16 protein-coding genes are annotated in these 20301 nt (G+C 65.3%); 7 read left to right on the top strand and 9 right to left on the bottom strand.

Translation table 11 applies throughout. The features are described 5' to 3' along the window. Positions 1 to 57 precede the first annotated feature (57 nt). From PQQ53_RS23915 to PQQ53_RS23885, 7 genes are all read right to left on the bottom strand, one after another. Positions 58 to 1788, bottom strand: a complete 1731-nt coding sequence (locus PQQ53_RS23915) for an FAD-dependent oxidoreductase (protein WP_408154544.1) — start codon at positions 1786 to 1788, stop codon at positions 58 to 60. A 93-nt stretch (positions 1789 to 1881) separates the two neighbouring features. Further along, positions 1882 to 2874 (bottom strand): DedA family protein/thiosulfate sulfurtransferase GlpE, encoded by a 993-nt coding sequence (locus PQQ53_RS23910; protein WP_408141809.1) that lies wholly within the window; start codon positions 2872 to 2874, stop codon positions 1882 to 1884. A 353-nt stretch (positions 2875 to 3227) separates the two neighbouring features. Then, a complete protein-coding gene (locus PQQ53_RS23905; RefSeq protein ID WP_121320058.1) occupies positions 3228 to 3479 on the bottom strand; it encodes a hypothetical protein in 252 nt (83 codons plus the stop codon). Between the two features lie 297 nt (positions 3480 to 3776). Continuing rightward, positions 3777 to 4304 (bottom strand): DinB family protein, encoded by a 528-nt coding sequence (locus PQQ53_RS23900; RefSeq protein ID WP_408326710.1) that lies wholly within the window; start codon positions 4302 to 4304, stop codon positions 3777 to 3779. Positions 4305 to 4673: 369 nt separating this feature from the next. Beyond that, entirely contained in the window at positions 4674 to 6383 is a 1710-nt protein-coding gene (locus PQQ53_RS23895) for a methyl-accepting chemotaxis protein (RefSeq protein WP_408326639.1), read from the bottom strand. Positions 6384 to 6762: 379 nt separating this feature from the next. After that, positions 6763 to 7164 (bottom strand): RidA family protein, encoded by a 402-nt coding sequence (locus PQQ53_RS23890; RefSeq protein WP_121320060.1) that lies wholly within the window; start codon positions 7162 to 7164, stop codon positions 6763 to 6765. Positions 7165 to 7289: 125 nt separating this feature from the next. Next, positions 7290 to 8690: a GntP family permease gene (locus tag PQQ53_RS23885; protein ID WP_408141804.1), complete on the bottom strand. Its 1401-nt coding sequence runs from the start codon at positions 8688 to 8690 to the stop codon at positions 7290 to 7292. Between the two features lie 313 nt (positions 8691 to 9003). On the opposite strand from PQQ53_RS23885, the gene PQQ53_RS23880 reads away from it, so the two are divergent. The 7 genes from PQQ53_RS23880 (at position 9004) to PQQ53_RS23850 (ending at position 18465) form a co-directional block, all read left to right on the top strand. Beyond that, a complete protein-coding gene (locus tag PQQ53_RS23880; protein WP_408154542.1) occupies positions 9004 to 10494 on the top strand; it encodes a sigma-54 interaction domain-containing protein in 1491 nt (496 codons plus the stop codon). Between the two features lie 86 nt (positions 10495 to 10580). After that, a complete protein-coding gene (locus PQQ53_RS23875) occupies positions 10581 to 10841 on the top strand; it encodes a hypothetical protein (RefSeq protein WP_408141802.1) in 261 nt (86 codons plus the stop codon). Positions 10842 to 11367: 526 nt separating this feature from the next. Beyond that, positions 11368 to 11571, top strand: a complete 204-nt coding sequence (locus PQQ53_RS23870; protein ID WP_408141801.1) for a hypothetical protein — start codon at positions 11368 to 11370, stop codon at positions 11569 to 11571. A 109-nt stretch (positions 11572 to 11680) separates the two neighbouring features. Further along, entirely contained in the window at positions 11681 to 12883 is a 1203-nt protein-coding gene (locus PQQ53_RS23865; protein WP_408154540.1) for a serine hydrolase domain-containing protein, read from the top strand. A 158-nt stretch (positions 12884 to 13041) separates the two neighbouring features. Further along, on the top strand, positions 13042 to 13338 hold the full coding sequence (locus tag PQQ53_RS23860) for an H-NS histone family protein (RefSeq protein WP_408141799.1): 297 nt from the start codon (positions 13042 to 13044) through the stop codon (positions 13336 to 13338). Positions 13339 to 14173: 835 nt separating this feature from the next. Then, entirely contained in the window at positions 14174 to 15775 is a 1602-nt protein-coding gene (locus PQQ53_RS23855; protein WP_408141798.1) for a peptide chain release factor 3, read from the top strand. 185 nt (positions 15776 to 15960) lie between these two features. Beyond that, on the top strand, positions 15961 to 18465 hold the full coding sequence (locus tag PQQ53_RS23850) for a bifunctional acetate--CoA ligase family protein/GNAT family N-acetyltransferase (RefSeq protein ID WP_408326636.1): 2505 nt from the start codon (positions 15961 to 15963) through the stop codon (positions 18463 to 18465). Between the two features lie 235 nt (positions 18466 to 18700). Here PQQ53_RS23850 and PQQ53_RS23845 read toward each other — a convergent pair whose 3' ends face one another. Then, complete coding sequence (locus PQQ53_RS23845; protein ID WP_408154536.1) at positions 18701 to 19246, bottom strand: hypothetical protein; 546 nt, start codon at positions 19244 to 19246, stop codon at positions 18701 to 18703. Positions 19247 to 19445: 199 nt separating this feature from the next. Beyond that, on the bottom strand, positions 19446 to 20234 hold the full coding sequence (locus PQQ53_RS23840; protein ID WP_408141795.1) for an IclR family transcriptional regulator: 789 nt from the start codon (positions 20232 to 20234) through the stop codon (positions 19446 to 19448). Positions 20235 to 20301: the final 67 nt, after the last annotated feature.

The raw sequence follows: 20301 nt of genomic DNA, 5'->3' as shown, positions 1-20301 counted from the left end.
GTTACCCGCCGCAGCCTCGCACGCCTGACGGCGTGAAGGCCCGGCGGGTTGCTCGGCTCAGGCGCCCAGCGCGACCGCTTCAGCGGCGGACACCGCCAGCAGCTGATGGATTTGCGCGACCACGGCCGCGCCTTCCCCGACCGCCGCCGCGACCCGCTTGGTCGAGCCGGCGCGCGCGTCGCCGATCGCGTACACGCCTTCGACCGTCGTCCCGAGATCGCAGCTCGTCGCCGCTCCATCCGCGCCGGTGCCGGTCAGCACGAAGCCCTTGGTGTCGAGTTGCACGCCGCAGGTGCGCAGCCAGTCGGTGTTCGGATCGGCGCCGGTGAAGAGGAACAGATGCCGGGTGTCGAAGTGATCGACACCGTCGGGCAGCGGCTTCTTCAGGCCGACCGAGGCCAGCCCGCTTTCGTCCGCTTCGAGCCGGCCGATCTCCGAATTCGGATGCACGAACACATTCGGCAGCGAGCGGATGCGATCGATCAGATAGCGCGACATGGTGGCTTCAAAACCGCTTCGGCGGATCAGCACGTGGACCTTGGCCGCGTGCGTCGCCAGATAGACGATCGCCTGGCCGGCCGAATTGCCGCCGCCCACGAGCACGACTTCCTGGCGCTTGCAGAGCTTGGCTTCGACCGGTGACGCCCAGTAGTAGACGCCGCGGCCGTCGAAGCGGTCGAGACCATCGAGCGCCGGCCGCCGGTAAACCGCGCCGCTCGCGATCACGATCGTGCGCGCGGTGATATGCCCGCCGCACTTCAGTTCCAGCCGATACGGCGACTGGGCGCAATCGAGCGCCTTCACGTGGACCGGAATCGCGACATGCGCGCCGAACTTCTGCGCCTGCACGAACGCGCGGCCCGCGAGCGCCTGCCCGGAGATGCCGGTCGGAAAGCCCAGGTAGTTTTCGATCCGCGAGCTGGCGCCGGCTTGGCCGCCGGGCGCGCGGCTGTCCAGCACGATCACCGACAGGCCTTCCGACGCCGCATACACCGCGGTCGCCAAACCCGCCGGCCCGGCGCCGACGATCGCGACGTCGTAGACATGCGAGTCGTCGAGGTCGGGCAGCAGGCCGAGGCAAGTGGCGAGTTCCGGCATGCTCGGATGACGCAGCACCGAGCCGTCCGGACAGATCACGAGGGGCATGTCTTCCCGCTGCGCGGCGAATTGCTCGATCAGGCGCAACGCGTCTTCGTCGCGTTCGTCGATCACCGAATGCGGATGACCGTTGCGCGACAGAAAACCTTGCAGCATCACGAGCCGCGCGTCGCTGCTGTTGCCGATCAGGATCGGCCCGCCCGCGCCCTTTTCGATCAGCGACACGCGCCGCAGGATCAGCGCGCGCATGATGCGCTCGCCGAGTTCGGCCTCGGCGACGAGCAGCGCACGCAGCCCCTGAGGCGGAATCAGCAACGCTTCGACGCAAACGAGTGCGAGGCCGTTCACCAGTGCGGGCCGTCCCGACAACTGACCGACCTCGGCAAGAAAATGCCCCGGACCATGTTCGCCGATCACCACTTCGCGCCCGATGCCGTCGCGCTGATAGACCTTCACGCGTCCTTCGAGCAGGACGAACATGCCGGGGCCGGTGTGGCCGGTCTCGAACATCAGTTCGCCGGCCCTCCAGTGGCCGATCTCGCCGAACCGGCGCAGGCGGTCGATTTCCGCGCAGGTGAGTTGGGGGAACATCTGGTGCATGCGCGTCGAGAGCGACGAAAACGGCGCATCGGCGACTACCGCTTGTTGTCCTTCAACGTCTTGAGTCGGAACTTCCTGAATCGAAAGCATTGAACCGCTCCTTCGGTGTTCATTGATAGAGCGAACGGGAGGCGCCGCGGTGCGCCGCCGCGCCAAGGCGGGGGCGCTCGCTGTCGAACCGGGCTAGACGGCCTTCGGTTCGATGTCGTCGATCGCCACTTCGGGTGGCGGCATGTCGCGCAGCGCTTCGACCGGCTTGCCCGAATCGCGCCAGGCTTCCATGCCGCCGCGCAGCGGCAGCACATCCGAGAAGCCGGCCTCGTTGAGTTGCTTGGCCATCCATGCCGCGGAAATCTCGTTCGGGCAGGAACAGTAGATCACCAGTTTCTGGTCGTGCGGATAGGTCGCGACGATCTCGTCGAGTTGCCGCTCATCCGCGAATTTCGAGCCGGGAATGACAAACGGGTCGAGCTTGCGCTTCTCATGCGAACGGATGTCGAACAGCACCGGCATCTTGCCCGCCGCGAACAGTTTGGCGAGTTCGTCGACTTCGATGCGCGCGGACGCGAGCTTTGAAATCAGCTGACGGCGCCGGATCCACCGGTAAGCCGCGTACGTCAGCAGCAGCACGACGGCGACGAGCGCCGCCGTGCGCCCGAGCCGCCCGGCGATCACGAAGAGCATGTCGATCTGCCGCGCGAATAACGCGCCGATGATCAGCCCCGTGCCGGACCACAAGGCGGCGCCGATGCTGTCGTAAGTGAGAAAGGTGCGGTAGCGCGTGCCCATTGCGCCGGCCATCGGAATCGACACGATCGACAGGCCCGGCACGAACTTGGCCACGGCCAGCACGCGCACGCCCCAGCGGCCGAAAAAGCGCTCGGTCTTCTTCACGCAGGTGTCACGCGAGAGCGACAGGCGGCAGATGGTCTTCAGCGTGTTGCCGCCGTAGATGCGGCCGGCGAGATACCACGCGCTGTCGCCGATCAGCGTAGCGAATATCGACAGAATCAGCACCGGCAGTATTTGCGTACCCACCGAGCCCGGATGCATCGCCGCCATCGCGCCGAACAGCACGAGCGACGGCATCGCCGGCACCGGCAGCCCAATAGAGGCGGCCAGCACGTTGGCGAAGACGAGCGCCGGCCCATATTGCTCGACGAGATCATGTAGCATCGACTTACATCCGCGACCCTTGCGGGCGCGGCGCAGTAAAGGAAAGCAAAGCTGAATGCAAGGATTATGGACGCATTTTCAAGACGTGCAAACGGCTTGAAAATTTGCCCGATATCCGGGTATGGATTGCGCCCCGGCGGCGTGCCGATGGTTTAGCGCGCGGATTAGCGGCGCGAGCAGAACAATGAGAAAAGAGCGAGGCTCGCTTTCGAGCCAAGGCGCGGATCAATGTCGCCGAACGTGGGCGAGCCTCGACTCCGGACACACCCGCATTTATTCCCGGCTGGTGAACCGGCTACAACAACAGGCAACACGCGGCACGCGCGAACGAGCGCCATGCCGCGCACATCAGTTCATTGACGATGGTTGTGCTGTTCGCCCGGCAATTCGGCGCCATGGGCGCGGATCGCGGCAATCAGCTCGGCCGGCGTGATTTCGTAGCGCACTTCGCGGTGTATGCCCGGCTTGCGCTCGTCGACCTCGACCAGAAGAATGCCTTTGCCGTCTTCTGTCGATTCGAGGCGCAGCGAGCGGAGTTCGCGAGCCGTTGCGTCGTCGTATTCGGTGAGCAGGGCCATTGACCCGGAGGACCCGGTGATGCGCATCGAGGTTGTCCTTGTTCCGTTGTTGATCGAGCCATTGTACGGGCAGGGTGGCGCGCCGTCTGTCGCGCGATGGTCACGCTTGCGTGGCGGCTCGCGCGCCTGCCTGCATCGCCGGGATGCCGCAGCGTGTTGCCTGGCGCGGTTCGCCGGACAGCGCATGCCGTGACAGCCAAGCGTGGTGTTCAGTTTAACGCGACTCACCGCCACGACGGATGCATTTTTCATGCCCCGTGGCGGTGCGATCCTTCTCCCTGACTGTCATGCTGCTGACGCACGAGCCGGTTAAAGCCGGGCAGGCTAGCGCGGCCCGCGCAGCCGCTGCAGTTCGTCCAGCTCGGCGGCGCGCAGCGGGGCGTCGGCGGCGAGAAAAAACTCGTCGAGTTGCGGCGGTGCGGCCGGGGTGCCGCTCAGCATCGCATGCACTTGCCCGCGATGATGGATCTGATGGACAAACAGATGCGGCAGCACGCCCCCGATGGTCTCATGCTGGATGCCCACCGATGGGCCGCGGTCGATCCGCACGTTGCGTTGCAGATCGTCATCGACGAGCGACTCGCAGAAGACGAGCAGCCGCTGATCGCTCCGCGCTTGTGCATCGAACAGGTCGGCTGCGCGCGGATAGGGCAATTCGTTGTCGAAAATGGTGAGCCCTTCGCCGCCGTCGATCAAGGCGTCGAAGTAATACCGGTCCACCAGCAGAATGTGATTCAGCGTGAGTTGCAGCGACGGGAAAAAGCTCACCCTGCGCTCGGCGAACGCTTCGTCGGTCAAGCTGCGGCAGGCGCGGTAGAGGCGCAGATTCGACCACGCGTTGTTGCGCGCCATCGCGGCAAAATGCGCGGCGAGCGGATTGGCGTGTGCCGGGTCGGAAGAAGTCACGTCGGTCTCCTGTGATGGAAATCGTCGTAGGGCGAACTCCAGTGTGAGCGGAGCATCGGCGCGTGGCAAGTCCCGCGCGACTCCCGTATTTCCTCACCGTTCAGTCGCCGCGTCGAGCGGGTGACGGCGCATCGCGGGCACTTCAACACGCCTCGACGACCCAACCGGCGCGCAAAAAAATAGCCCGTCCGGAATGGGGCGGGCCACTAAACGCCGTTGTTACTCGGGTCAGCCTGCCCTTGCAACGATGGGTGCTGACGATGTCATCCTCACGCGCCAATAGTAGGCTGTCGAGGTGGGAGTAACGCCGATCTATCAGACCAATGCCGCTTCTTCGCGCTCGACGTCGAGCGCGTTTGCCTGAGTGCCAGGCATGGCGTGGCGCGTGACGCCCGACGCCACGCGGCTCGCAGCGTCGGCCGCATCGCCCCGGCGTGTCGCGCTCGCGGCGCGCGGCGTGGACGCGGCCTCGGCGACCGTGAACAGACGCACCGCTTCATCGAGCACGTCGGCCTGTTCCGCGAGACGTTGCGCGGTAGCCGCCGCCTGCTCGACGAGCGCCGCGTTCTGCTGGGTGGCGCCGTCCAGATGCGAGACCGCCTGATTGACCTGGCGAATCCCCTCGGCCTGTTCGCTGCTCGCGTTGGCGACTTCGACGATGATCGACGACACGCGGCCCACCGCCTCGTCGATCGCGCGCATCTGCGAGGTGGTGCGCGCGACCAGTTCCGTGCCCGCGGCCACTTCGCTCGCGCTCGCCTCGACCACCGACTTGATTTCCTTCGACGACGCCGCGCACCGTTGCGCCAGCATCCGCACTTCGCCCGCGACGACCGCGAACGAGCGGCCCGCTTCGCCCGCACGCGCCGCTTCGACGGCGGCGTTCAGCGCGAGGATGTTGGTCTGGAACGCGATGCCGTCGATCACGCCGGTGATGTCCGCGATGCGCCGCGACGCCTCGGTGATGCCGGCCATGGTCTGCTCGACCTGGCCTGCGATCCTGCCGCCTTCGGCCGCCGCCGCCTGGGCGTCGCGCGCCAGGTCGAGCGCGCGTCCGCTGGCGTCGGCGTTGGCTTGCACGGTGGTGGTCAACTCGTCCATGGTGGCGGCGGTCTCTTCGAGCGACGCCGCCTGCAACTCGGTGCGGCGCGCGAGGTCGACGTTGCCGCTGGAGATTTCACGCGCATTGTCGAGCATGCCGGTGATCTGCGCGCGCACGTCGTAGACGATCGCCGCGAGATTCGCCTTCAGTTGGTTCAACGCCTGCAGGACGTCGCCGAGATCGTCGTGACGCGCGATCTGCAGATCGGCGGTCAGGTCGCCTGCGGCGAGGCGGGTCGCGAAGCCCGACATGTCGTCGATCGGCGCGGCGAGCTGGCGTGTCAGCACGCGCCACGACAGGACGCTGATCGCCGTGGCGACGCCGAACGCGATCCAGAAGGGCGCGGGCGGCGTGCCTTGCCATGCGGCGAGACCGGTCAGCAGCAATGCCAGCGGTGTGAGCGCGTAGCCGGCCGCCGCGCGTGTCGCCACCGGCAGACGCATCAGCGCCTGCAAACGTCCGGCGAGGCCGGTGCGCACCACCACGCCCCGGCGCAACGCCACGCCGCGTGCCTCGCCCGCGCGCATGCGTGCATACAACGTGTCGGCGGCGCGCACCGCTTCACGCTCCGGCTTCACGCGCACGCTGAGGTAGCCGACCACCGCGCCGTTTTCGACCACCGGCGTGACGTTGGCGCGAACCCAGTAGTGATCGCCGTTCTTGCGGCGGTTCTTGACGAGAGCGGTCCACGGACGGCCTTCGCGGATCGTCGTCCACATGTCGGCGAAGGCTTCGCGCGGCATATCCGGATGGCGGATCAGATTGTGCGGCTCGCCGATCAGCTCGTCGCGCGTAAAGCCGGACACGGCGATGAAAGCGGGATTGCAGTACTGGATGCGGCCGCCCAGATCGGTCGCCGACACAAGCATGTGGGATGAGGGGAATTCGTACTCGTGCCCGGTGACAGGCTGATTGTTGCGCATGGCTTTCCTTGCTGATGCTGACGCGCGTGGGCGCGGTGCTGACATGAGTGCAAGGAGTAACGGCAATTAACCCCGCGAGCTTGAGGGTCTCCCACTAAACCACTCAGGTTTATGGAGCCTGAAGCCGTTAATGCAGGGTTAATTTGATGGGGGGCGAAGTCGCTGTCGACAATGGCGGCGAAAGGGGCGTGGCGGGATCGGCGCGCGCTTCGCCCGAGACGGCTTCCAGCGCTGGCGCGAACGAGCAGCGCAACGACGGCCAGCGCGAGTGCGGCTTCGCGGGGCAGGACGCGAAGTGGGTGTCGCGCCGGGTGCGGCTCACGGGCGGCGGCGTTGTCGCCGACCGCTCCCGGACATACCCGGCCGCCGCACATCGAGCTCAGCCCGGCCGCTTCGCGACGAAGTCGATCTCAACTAGCGCATCGCGCGCGAGCGCGGTGACGCCGATGCAAGTCCGCGCGGGCAGCGCATCCGCAGGAAAGTAGGCGCGGTAGATCGCGTTCATCGACGCGTAGTCGCGCTTGAACTCGGTCAGAAAGATGCGCGCGGCGACCACGTGCTGCAAGCCGAGGTCGAGGCCTTGCAGCACCAGCACGAGGTTGTCCATCACCCGCCGCGTTTGCGCGACGACGCCGTCCGGCAAGGGCGCATCGTCGTCGGTGGGCGAGGTCGGCATCTGGCCGGTGACGAACACCCAGCCGTCGGCTTCGGTGGCGTGGGAGAAAGGCCCGACGGGCGTCGGGGCCTGCGGGATCATCCAGAAGGTGGGGCTCGAGGTCATGGGAAGGGTCGGCGTAGCGCATCGATGATTGTCGAAACGCTACGCTAACCGACCAAAACTCCCCGTGGCGCGCCGCGTGGGTGGCTGAGCGATGGGCTCAGGCAGCCGCCGCGCGACGCATGACGTCAAACCAGTCCGGTCGCGTAATAAACCGCGATCACGAAGAATACGGCCAACGTCTTGATCACCGTGACCGCGAAGATGTCGCGATACGACTGGCGGTGCGTCAATCCCGTGACCGCCAGCAGCGTGATCACCGCGCCGTTGTGCGGCAGCGTGTCCATGCCGCCGCTCGCCATCGCGACCACGCGGTGCAGCACTTCCAGCGGAATATGCGCGGCTTCGGCGCCCTTGATGAACACGTCGGACATGGCTGCGAGCGCGATGCTCATGCCACCCGACGCCGAGCCCGTGATACCCGCGAGCGTGCTTACCGAAACCGCCGCGTTGACGAGCGGATTGGGGATGCTCTTCAAGGCGTCGCTCACCACGAGGAAGCCAGGCAACGCCGCGATCACGCCGCCGAAGCCGTATTCCGACGCGGTGTTCAACGACGCCAGCAACGCGCCCGCCACCGCGGCCTTGGTGCCGACTGCGAAGCGCGAGCTCACGCGGCCGAACGCCGTGGCCACGACCATCACGATGCCCAGCAGCAGCGCGCCCTGCACGGCCCAGATGCCGACCAGGCTCTTGACCGTGGTTTCGACCGGCGCATGAAGGCCCGGCAGGATCTCCGGCGTGATCGTGAAGGTCGGGCCGTACCAGGTGGGAATCCAGCGGGTCAGCAGGAAGTTCGCCACGCCCACCACCACCAGCGGCGCGACGGCGAGCAACGGATGCGGCAGTTCCTTCGATTCGACGCGTTCCGGCTCATTGACGAGTTCCGTGCCATAACCTTCGCCCGTCGCCATCGCGGCGCGGCGGCGCCATTCCAGATACGTGAGACCGACCACGATGATGAACAGAGAGCCGATCACGCCGAGCGTGGGCGCGGCCCACGAAGTGGTCTTGAAGAAGGTGGTCGGGATGATGTTCTGGATCTGCGGCGTGCCCGGCAGCGAATCCATCGTGAACGAGAACGCACCGAGTGCGATGGCGCCGGGCATCAGACGCTTCGGAATATTGCTCTGGCGATACAGCTCCGCCGCGAACGGATAGACCGCGAACACCACCACGAACAGCGACACGCCGCCGTACGTGAGCAGCGCGCACACCGCGACGATCACCGCATTGGCACGCGAGCGGCCGATATAGCGGATGGCCGCCGCGACGATCGACTCCGAGAAACCGGACAGTTCGATGACCTTACCGAACACGGCGCCGAGCAGGAACACCGGGAAGTACAGCTTCACGAAGCCGACCATCTTGTCCATGAAGATGCCGGTGAAAACCGGCGCGACGGCGGCGGGCTCGGTCGCCAGAACGGCGGCGAGCGCGGCGATTGGCGCGAACAGAATGACGCTGTAGCCGCGATACGCGGCAAACATCAGAAACGCCAGCGCGGCGAGGACGATGACAAAGGACATTGAGTCTCCAAAGCTTGGTTGTTCTACCTATAAGCCATCCTGACGGTGTGTCGGCACGGCGCCCGCAAAATGCAGGTTCCGTGCCACACCTACGGCCCCGGCCGATGCGTCGGTTTCGCAGGCCGATGCGGAAAGCATGGTCGCGCCGATTGTACCCAAACGTCTACAAAACGGGACGCAAATCCGCTGAAGATCAGTCGAACTGAGGTTAAACCCTTATGAATCAGGCTTGCTGGTGATCTCTTCGATGAGATAAGCTTGTCTCCAAATTGAGACAACCACAATTAAAACGATAGCCGGAGACAGCGACAACATGATGAATGACTGGGCGGGCCTGCCTGCGACCTACGGCGACGTTCTGCGCCGGGCAATGGAGTCGCTCTTTCGCACGTTCGAAAACTTCAGCGAAGGCACGTTCATCGTCGACGCCGACGCGCGCGTCGTCTGGATCAACAAGCGTTATGCGGCGCGCTTCGGTTTCTCGGACCCGCAGCAGGCGATCGGCCGCGACTGCGAAGCGGTGATCCCCAACAGCCTGATGCGCGAGGTCGTCCACACGGGCAAGCCGATCCTGCTCGACATCATGGAGACGGACCGCGAACCGCTCGTCGTGACGCGCTTGCCGCTCAAGGACGACGCGGGCGCAACGGTCGGCGCGGTCGGCTTCGCGTTGTTCGATGAACTGAAGGCGCTCACGCCGCTCTTTTCCCACTACTCACGCGTCCAGGAAGAACTGATCGCGACGCGCAAATCGCTCGCGCAGGCGCGCCGTGCGCGCTATACATTCGGCAGTTTCGTCGGCACCAGCGCGGCGTGTCTCGAAGTGAAGCGCCGGGCGCGCCGCGCGGCGCAGCTCGAATCGCCGGTGCTGCTGCTCGGCGAAACCGGCACGGGCAAGGAACTCCTCGCGCATGCGATTCACGGCGGCTCGGCACGCGCGAATCAGCCGCTCGTGACGGTCAACGTCGCGGCGATCCCCGACACCTTGCTCGAAGTTGAATTTTTCGGCGCCGCGCCCGGCGCGTATACCGGCGTGGACCGCAAGGGGCGCGTCGGCAAATTCGAACTCTCGAACGGCGGCACGCTGTTTCTCGACGAAATCGGCGATATGCCGTTGCCGCTGCAGGGCAAGCTGCTACGGGTGCTGCAGGACAAGGAATTCGAGCCGCTCGGCTCGAACCGGATCGTGCGCGCCGACGTGCGGATCATCGCCGCCACCTCGGCCGATCTGCCCGCGCTGGTCGCGGCGGGACGTTTTCGCGCGGACCTGTTCTATCGGCTGAACGTGCTGACGATCCATGCGCCGCCGTTGCGCGAGCGGGCGTCCGACATCGAAGCGCTGGCTTACACGATGCTCGAGGATCTGTCGACGCAGACACGCAGCGGCGGCCACTTCGAATTGCAGGACGATGCGTTGCGCTTGCTGTGTTCGTATGAATGGCCGGGTAACGTGCGCGAGTTGCGCAACACGCTGGAGCGGGCCGTGATGCTGTCCGACAGCGAGCGGATCGACGCACGGACGCTGGCGCCGTTCATCGGTTCGGCCCAGGCCGGGGGGCAGCGTTCCAACGAGCCCGACGCGGTCTCCCGCGTGCTCGCGCCGACGCAGCCACAGGCGCCGGATGCCGAGGCCGGCGCGCCCGCGCCGGCCTCGTGGAGCGACGCGATGGCCGCATTCGAAAAGCGCTTCCTGAGCGACGCTTTGCGCGCCAACGGCGGCCGCGTGATCGACACCGCGAACCAGATCGGCATGGGCCGCGCGACGCTCTATAAGAAGATCGCGGCGTACGGCATCGAAGTTTGAAAAGTCCCGCGTTGCCGGGTGACGCAGCGTAATTGCCGCGTGGCACAATCGCGGGATCGAAAAACAAGACGTGACCGGGGTTTCAAATGAAACGCAATCTCTCCTCCTTCGCGCGCCGGGCCTGCGCCACGCTGGCGCTCGGCGGTATGGCCGTGCTGAGCGGTTGCAGCAGCAGCGCGCCGCTGTTTCTGCCGGATGGCCGCGCCACCACGCTGGTGCAATGCCCGGCCGGCTCCGATTCCTGCTCGCAGCAAGCCAGTGCCAGTTGCGGCGGCGCGTTCGACGTGGTCCGCCAGTCCACCCAGAGCGGCACGCTCAATCTGATCTACGCCTGCCGAGCGAAGTAACGCGCATTCGCACGATGCCGGCGTACAGCTGGCGACGTTGGCCTGACCCACATTCCCGACTTCGGCCCGCGACCCGGCAACGAGCGCGGGCGCCACATGCTCCAAACCTACCGGAAGCATTCACCTCTTTGCGCCATGTTCATCGCGAAATGCACATGGCCGTCATAAACAGCTGTGTTTAATGTGAATCCGATTGCGGGTTATTATGCGTATCAAGTTTTAACGACGATTTGGCAGTCCATCCGGGAATTGTTTCCGTTAGCGTCAATGCGAATATGACTTAATGTCCGATTGGATCTTCGGACGAGGTCGGTGCGGAACCTAACGGAACATGAGGCTTGTCGGCAGTATTATTTTCCTATGGTTCGGAATTTAACCAACAAGCATATTTTTCCGGATTTTTCTGACGTGGCAGACAGTCAGGAAGGATTTTCCGTTTTGCGAACATGCCCGTGGGGCTTGACGGCGGCACGTTCCCTGCTTTCATTCATGCTTTGAAACTAATTCAATAGAATACGGGGAAGCAATGAATCATCATCAACTTGAAAAAGATATCCAGCATCTGGAACACGTTATTTCGCATATTTCCGCTGAAGACCGCATCCCGCTGTCCTATTGGCGCAACCGGATCGACTCGGTTTCGGACGCGGTCCGTGTGCCGGCGCAAGCCAGTCGAATCAAGCGGCTGAATGATGCGCTGTCGGCATTGGAAGAGCGGCAAAAAAATTAATACCGGCGACAATGCGTAGCCGTCGTGTCGCCTTGAAGCCCGTAACGATTACTGCGGGAGCAAGGGAACGTCGCGGCTCGGCACTTCGCGCCATTCACCCAGGAGCAGCATGCAACCACCAGCAGGATTATCCGCGACCCGGCTGACGGCCTTGACCCACGCGCTGCAAGGCTATGTGGAACGCGGCGAAGTGGCGGGCGTGGTGTCGATGGTATGGCGGCGCGGCGAGATCGGTTATTTCGAGCCGCTCGGTTGGCGGGACGAAGCCGCGCAGCTGCCGATGGAGCGCGACACGCTGTTTCGCATCGCCTCGATGACCAAGCCGGTGACCAGCGCCGCGATCCTGATGCTGATCGAAGAAGACCGGCTCGCACTCGACACGCCGATTTCGCTGTGGCTGCCCGAACTGGCCGCGCCGCGCGTGCTGCGCGATCCCGCCGGGCCGCTCGACGAAACCGACCCGGTCAGAGCGCCGCTCACCGTGCTCGATTTGCTGACGCATCGCGCGGGCTTCGCGTATCACTTCACCGCGACCGGGCCGTTGGCCGAAGCGTACGCGGCCGCTTTCAACGGCTTCGAGGCTCATGCGGACCGCGATGCCTGGCTCGCCCGCATCGCGGCATTGCCGCTGATGTTCCAGCCAGGCTCGCGTTGGCACTACGGCATCGCGACCGACGTGCTCGGCGTGCTGATCGAACGCGTGAGCGGCATGCCGCTCGGCGAGTTCTTCCGCACGCGCATCTTCGAACCGCTCGGCATGCGTGATACCGCGTTCTGGGTGCCCGACGCGCAGTTGGCGCGGCTGGCCACCGCCTATGGCGTCGAGCCGGGTACGCGGCGGCGCGTCGTCGAGGATCATCCGTCGACGAGCCGCTGGGCGAACCCCGCGCGCTTCCAGAGCGGCGGGGGCGGCCTCGTTTCGACGGCGCAGGACTATCTGCAATTCGCGCAACTGCTGCTCGCACGCGGGCGCGTCGGTGCGACGCGTTTGCTGTCGCATCGCTCGGTCGATCTGATGCGCTCCAACTTTCTGACCCGTGACCAGCGTCGCCTGCCGGCTTTCGGGCACGTGTTGTGGGCGGGGCAGGGCTTCGGCCTCGGCGTGTCCGTCGTCGATGACCCGGCGCAGCAACTGCCGCTCGGCTATCGCTCGATGGGTTCGTTCGGCTGGCCGGGCGCGTTCGGCACGAGCTGGTTCGCCGATCCGGTCGAAAATCTGATCGGTCTCATGCTGATCCAGCGGCGCGCAATCGAACCCTTCCCGATGGCGCTCGACTTCGAACGCCGCGTGTACGATGCCATTGACGACTGAGTGCAGAAGCCGCCGCCACTGAGTCGTTCCGTATGGAACGGCGCGCGGCTGCGGCCCACTCTATCCGGCACTTTATTCGTCTGATAGTGTGCCCCCCGAGGACTTCCTCCGGGGCGTCCGCACAGCAATTCATTCAAACAGATGGGGGGAGCACCGCCATGGCCTCGTACAAACAGTTGACTGCCCAGCTCGAAAAACTCCACAAGGAAGTCGCAGCGGCCCGCGAAAAGGAAGTTGCGCAGGCAATCGCCGACATCAAGCAGAAGGTTGCCGAATACGACCTGACCGCCGAAGAGCTCGGCTTTACCAGCCAGCCCAAGCCGGCGCGCAAAGCAGCCGGGGTGTCGGTGGCCAAGTATCGCAACCCGAAAACCGGCGAGACATGGAGCGGTCGCGGCCGCTCGCCGGCCTGGCTCGCGGGCAAGAATCGCGAGCGTTTTCTCATCGATCTATGACGTGTGCCACCGCGCGGCGCCTTGCCCGCCGGGCGTGACGCGCCAGCGCATGACGTGGCGAGTTGTCTGAAGTGACGCAGCGTGGGGCGAAAGTCGCACCGCTGCGCGAGTCCCGAAAACACTCACCTTTGACACCAACCTGAGCTCGGGCACTGCGCTTTTCAACACGACATTCCTCACGGCCGGTTGTTTCGGTGAGCCAGGTTTTGTCGCGTGACGCACCTCGCGGCGCGGCTGCCGCGAACGGCCCCGCGTGCTCGCCCGGATTCTTCCAAAACCCGCGCCATCCCTTGCTGGCGGGCGTTCCCAGGTAATACGAAAGATTCCCCCGCACGTTCTGCTGGATGTTTCGTGATGGTCCGCCGCGTGTTGCGTTCTTGTGAGGTTCGCCTCGGAGGTGCGCGAACCACGCTTGTCCAGCTTCACCTTTCGACGCGCCGCGATGCTCGCCATCGCCAGTCCCGAAAACTCTCACCTTTGCGAGTCGCCGCGCTCCTCCGCGCCAGATAGGTGAGGCGCGCGATCCATTTGCGCATGCCGAATAGTCGCTGCTTCACCCCGCCGCATGGCCGCGCGTCGACCGGCACGGGCGACCCTGTTTCCCCTCGCGCCGCCCCGGGCGTGTATCATTCGTTCCCTGCGCTGTTCTGCGCTGGCGATTCCCGTATTGTCGAACGTCTGTTCGTGACCTGTTTCCGACGCGGCGAAGTCTGCCAGTCGATGCGGGTTCCGGCCCAACTCCCGCAGCCCGACGCCGCCGCGCAAGGCGCGGCATACCGGCCGCCACAGGCTGCCGGGAACCGCCCGAACCCCCTTTCCGTGACCGCCAGACCCGATGTCAGTCTCCGAACTCAAACGCCGCCGCACGTTCGCGGTTATTTCCCACCCGGACGCGGGTAAAACCACGCTTACCGAAAAACTGCTGCTGTTCTCGGGCGCGATTCAGATCGCCGGTACCGTGAAGGGCCGCAAGAGCAATCGCTACGCGACGTCCGACTGGATGGAGATCGAAAAGCAGCGCGGCATTTCGGTCGCCAGCTCGGTGATGCAGTTCGAGTACGGCGACGCCGTCATCAATCTGCTCGACACGCCGGGCCACGAAGACTTCTCTGAAGATACCTACCGCGTGCTGACCGCGGTCGACGCCGCAGTCATGGTGATCGACGGCGCGAACGGTGTCGAAGCGCAAACGCTGAAGCTGCTCGAAGTCTGCCGCAGCCGCAAGACGCCGATCGTCACCTTCATCAACAAGCTCGACCGCGAAGTGCGCGAGCCGCTCGAACTGCTCGACGAGATCGAGCAGCATCTTGGCGTGGCGGCCGTGCCGTTCACGTGGCCGATCGGCATGGGCAAGGAATTCCAGGGCGTCTACGACATCCAGCGAGATCAGGTTCGTGTGTTCCGTGCCGGGCAGGATACGGCGGGCGGCGCGGTGGAAACGCTGCAGGGCTTGAGCGACGAGGAAGGCGAGCGCCGTTTCGGCCATAGCTGGACGAAAGCCAAGGAAGAGATCGACCTGATCACCGGTGCGACGCCCGACTTCGATCGCGAGCAGTTCCTGGCCGGCCAGCAGTCGCCGGTGCTGTTCGGCTCGGCGATCAACAACTTCGGCGTGAAGGAAATTCTCGACGCGCTGGTCGATCTCGCGCCGCCGCCGTCGATGCGCATGACCGTGCAGCGTCCGGTGCTGCCGGACGAGCCGAAGTTTACCGGCGTCGTGTTCAAGGTGCAGGCGAACATGGACCTCGCGCACCGCGACCGCGTGGCGTTCATCCGCGTGTGCTCGGGGCGTTTCGAGCGCGGCATGGCCGTGAAGGTCACGCGTTCGAACAAGACGTTCCGCGCCAACAACGTGGTGACGTTCCTGTCGCAGCGCCGTGAGACCGTGAGCGAGGCGTATCCGGGCGACATCATCGGTATTCCGAATCACGGCACGCTGAGTCTCGGCGATACGCTGACCGAAGGCGAGCAGTTGCAGTTCGTCGGCCTGCCGTTCTTCGCGCCGGAAATTTTCCAGACCGTGGAAGTGGTGGATCCGATGCGCGCGAAGCAGCTCGGCGAAGCGCTGAAGCAGCTCGGCGAAGAGGGTGCGATTCAGGTGTTCCGTCCGGAAGTGGGCGGCATGATGATTCTCGGCGCGGTCGGGCAACTGCAGTTCGAGGTGGTGTCGCATCGTCTGTCGACCGAGTACAAGGTCGACGTGCGGATGGCGCCGGCGCGTTACCGGCTCTCGCGCTGGGTGACCTGCGACGACGCCGCCGAACTGCGCCGCTTCACCGATTCGTACGCGGCGCGGATCGCGCTCGATGCTTCGGATGCGCCGACGTATCTGGCCTCGCACGTGTCCGAAATCGAAGTCGCGCAAAAGGCGTGGCCGAAGATCGTGTTCAACGAACTGCGCGAACACTCGGGTGCGCCGTTCCGGAAGTCGATGTGATTGCCAGCTGCGCATGAATGAAGAAGCCGCGTCGACGACGCGGCTTTTTTTTGCCAGCCTGGTTCGACGCGCGAGCCAGGGTCTTGACGCCAACATCCGCGCAAGCGCGCGACTTCGCCTATGCTGACTGAGACACGCGCCGAGCCGCCGGGCCGGCGCGTCCTCCTCACTTTCGCGGAGTGCCAGTGACCGTACGCAATCTCGACGCCCTGTTTCGACCCAAATCCGTCGCTGTGATCGGCGCCTCCGAGCGGCCCGGCAGCACCGGCGCGATGGTGTGGGCGCGTGTGCTGGAAGGCGGCTTCGGCGGGCCGCTGTGGCCGGTCAATCCGAAGTACGAGACGCTGGGCGGCCATACCGTGTTCGGCGACGCCGGCGATCTGCCGCAAGCGCCGAGCGTCGCGCTGATCTGCACGCCGCCCGCCACGTGGCCGGCAATCATCCACAAGCTCGGTGGGCTGGGTACGCGGGCCGCGATCATCGTCGGCGAAGCGCGCAGCGATGACGACCGGCTCGCGCTGCGGCACGCGTTGTCGGCGGCGCGGCCGCATCTGCTGCGGATTGTCGGGCCGGGCAGTCTCGGGGTGGTGTCGCCCGCGCTGCGCGCGCATCTCGGCGCGCCGTCGTGCACGGTCAAGGCGGGTGGCGTCGCGTGGGTGTCGCAATCGAACGCGCTGACCAATGCGGTGCTCGGTTGGGCGCAAGCGCGCGGGCTCGGTTTTTCGCATGCGGTGGCGCTTGGCGATGAGGCCGATGTGGACGCTGGCGACGTGCTCGACTACCTGGCCAGCGACCCAGGCACGCGCGCGATCCTGCTCGAACTCGATACCGTGCGTGCAGCGCGCAAATTCATGTCGGCGGCGCGGGCGGCGGCGCGCAACAAGCCGGTGCTCGCGTTGCGCTCGGGCCGCACCGATCCCGCCGATGCGCTCTACAGCGCCGCGTTCCGGCGCGCGGGCATGGTGCGCGTCGATGCGCTCGATGATCTGCTCGACGAAGTGGAGACGCTCGGCGTCGGACGCGTGGCGGCCGGCGGGGCGGCGACGCTGATCACCAGCGACAGCGGCCTCGCGACGCTTGCCTGCGACGCCTTCGCCGCCGCAGGCGGCATGCTCGCGCCGTGGCCAGACGAAGCCTCGGACGCGTTGCAGCAGGCGCTGCCGCACGCGGTCGGCGGCAATCCGCTGCAACTCGGCGACGACGCGCGTCCCGAGCATTTCGGCGCCGCGCTCAAACTGCTGGCGGAGCATCGCAGCACCGGCACTGCATTCGTGGTCCACGCATCGACGCACGGCGCGCCGGTCGGTGAAGTCGCGCAGGCGCTGATCGAGAATCAGCGCTTCGCCTATCGCGGCTTGCTTGCCTGCTTCTTCGGCGGCCTCGACGCCGCCACGCGCGACGCGCTGCACGCACAGGGCATTCCGGTTCATACGACGCCGCAGCGGCTCGCACGCGCGTTCGCCCGTCTGGTCGATTACCGGTTGGGGCGCGAACTCCTGATGCAAACACCGGAGGGATTGCCCGCGCGGATTCCCGACGCGATCGACGCGGCTCAGGCGCAGGCTTGCGCCGCGCTGAACGCGGGCGAACATGAGTGGAAGGGCGAAGCGGCGGCGCGGTTTCTCGAACGATTTGGGTTGCAGGTGGAAGCGGACGCGGACGCGGAAGCGGGGAGCGGGTTGGAGAGCGCGGGTAATGCCGCCGCTGCGCAGACGCCCACGCAACGAGCGGCACGAGCGCTCAAAGCATCTGCTGCCACATCCACGGCGGACTGCGCTGAAGACAGCGCCAGGTCGTCCGCAAAACCGGTGGTCGACATCGCTATCGAGCTTCACGACGACGACAACTTCGGCCCGGTGTTCCGCTTCACCGCGCCCTCGGCCGACGGCGTGTCCGAGGCGCTGCGCGTCTACGGCCTGCCGCCACTAAATCCCGTGCTCGCGCGCGACATTGTCACGCGTTCGCGCTACGCGCGGCTGGTCGCGCCGGAGCCGGCGCTGACGGCACTGACGGCGCTCTCGCAGGCGGTTTGCGACGTCAAGGAGATCGTCGCACTGGCGCTGACGTTGAGGGTCTACAGCGACCATGTGACCGTGGTCGATCCCGTGCTGAGCCTCGCCGCCAAACGAAGCCGCCTCGCGATCGTGCCTTACCCGCGCCGCTTCGAAGAGACGCTCGACTGGCAAGGCTTGCGCGTGACGGTGCGGCCGATCCGTCCGGAAGACGAGGCAGCGCATCATGATTTCGTCGAAGCGATGACACCCGAGGATCTGCGTTTGCGCTTTTTCGGCGCAGTGGGCAGCTTCGACCACTCGCAACTCGCGCGCATGACGCAGATCGACTACGACCGCGAGATGGCGCTGATCGCGACAGTGACGTCCGACGAGGGTTTCGTGCGGACCTTGGGGGTGGTGCGCGCTGTCTCCGATCCCGACAACGAGACCGCCGAATTCGCGGTCGCCGTGCGCTCGGATCAGAAAGGCCGGCGCCTCGGTCAATTGCTGATGGAGCGGATCATCAGCTACGCGCGGGTGCGCGGCGTCCATTGGCTGGTCGGAGAGGCGCTGCGCGAAAACGGCGCGATGATCGCGCTGGCCAAACGCTGCGGGTTCACGATCACGCGGACCGAAGACCCGGGGGTGGTGGGGTTTCGGATGGCGCTGGAGGAGACGGCGGGTAGGGAGGGCTAAGGGCGCGAAACTGTCTGGATTCCGGGTCATTCCGACGTTCGACCGGCCGCATCCCTACCCGTACAGAGGACCGTTTTGCCCGAACTCATGCTTCCAGTCTTCGGAGGCTATCGAACCTCCGAAGCTGGCCGAACTGCGACGAGTGACAAGCGGCCGCGTTCGAAGACCCAAACCGCCCTCACACCGCAAGAAGCCGGAACGGCCTCTCACGCTGCAAATCAATGAAACCACAAGCTCAAGCCGGCAGCTTCGCCGCGGCTTCATCGACTTGCGTGCGCGTCACCGACAACTCTTCCAGCCACGCATCCGCGTACACCGCGCCGGTTTCGCGCTCGAGACGCGCGATCGTCACCGCGCAACGGTTCGCATCCTTCAGCGTCGCGATGAACGACTTCACCGATTGACCCGCCTTGAACGCATCGAACAACGGCACGCGAATATCGTCCGGCAGCGCGCGCGCGGTCCACTGGTACGGCTTGCCGTTGAACGTGAACGACGGCGGCAGCACGCGTTCTTTCTTCGCGGCCGGAATCAGGCCGTAAGTGCGGGCGGCTTCACCGATCTGTTCCGGCGAAAACAGCTCGTCCGGGCTGATGTCGAATTGCTGGATGAACGTCTCGATGCTTTGCATCGCCGCGGCACGGTCGTCGCGACGCTTTTGCGCATGAGCGACGATGTCGCGCAGTTCGTCGGCTTCCGCGGGCGTGATCGTGAAGCTCGACTGCTTCTGCTGGAGTTCGGAAAAACGCTGGAATTCGGAATCGGTCAGAAGTTTCGCCATTGCTTATCGATGAGCGCGCATGGGCGAACCCATGCGGCGTAATTTGAGAGGGTCGCCATTCTAAACCATGTGCGCGAGCGGTCTGTTTTCAACGGACCAGGGCACGATTGCGCGCGTCGGCCACGCTGACCGACACGGTCCGAAGCAACTCCAAGCAACTCCAAGCAACTCCAAGCAACTCCAAGCAACTCCAAGCAACTCAAACGTCGTGCTCGTGGAACATCGAGAGCGCCTGCACCGTCTCGCGCAGCAATACGGTCGCGGCTTCGAGCGTCGGCGCGACGTATTCATCGATACGCCGCAGGTAAGGACAGGTCAGCACCGCGATCGCCTGGCCGGACGGCCCCTGGATCGGAAACGTCAGGTCGGTGACGCCGAACGTCTGCTGGCTGTCCTTCTGCGAAAAACCCGCCGCGCGAATCCGCTCGCACGCGAGCTCAAGCGCATCGCGGTCGATCGTTACCTCGCCCTTCACCTTGGTGTGCTCGGCCAGCATCTGCTGACGCTGCTCGATGCTTTGAAACGCGAGCATCACACGACCCGAGCCGGTATCGATCAAACCGACCCGAGAACCGAGCCGCACCGACATGCCCCACGTGCCCGGCCCATCCACCTGGGCGATCACCAGCAGGTTGCCGCGGTCGTACACCACGAGGTGACACGATTGTTCGGCGGCATCGGCAAAGCGCTGCATCAGCGGCAGCGCTTCGGAGATCAGCCGGTTCATCGGCGGATGACGGTGCGCGAGCGCATACAGCTTCAGGCTCAGCGAATAGCGGTCGCCTCCCGCCGAGCGCACCACGTACTGCCGCGCGACGAGGCGTTCGAGCATGCGGTACATCTCGCTCGCGTTGCGCCCCAGCAGCTTGGTGATTTCGGCGCGCGTGAGCCCCTCTTTCTGCTCGGCGAGCAGTTCGAGGATGTCGAGGCCTTTGTCGAGCGCGGGGGCCCGGTAACGGTCGGCGTCGTCTTTGTCTTCTGCGTCCATCGTCGGCGAGGTTCCGTGTGCAGTTCTCATTATCTGGCGCATGAATGTAAGTGCGTGGCGAATCTTG

Origin of the sequence: Paraburkholderia strydomiana (assembly GCF_046030495.1) — a bacterium.
Taxonomy (GTDB): Bacteria; Pseudomonadota; Gammaproteobacteria; order Burkholderiales; family Burkholderiaceae; genus Paraburkholderia; species Paraburkholderia strydomiana_A.
Note: the sequence above shows the minus strand (reverse complement) of the source record. Positions and strands in the feature narration are given on the sequence as shown.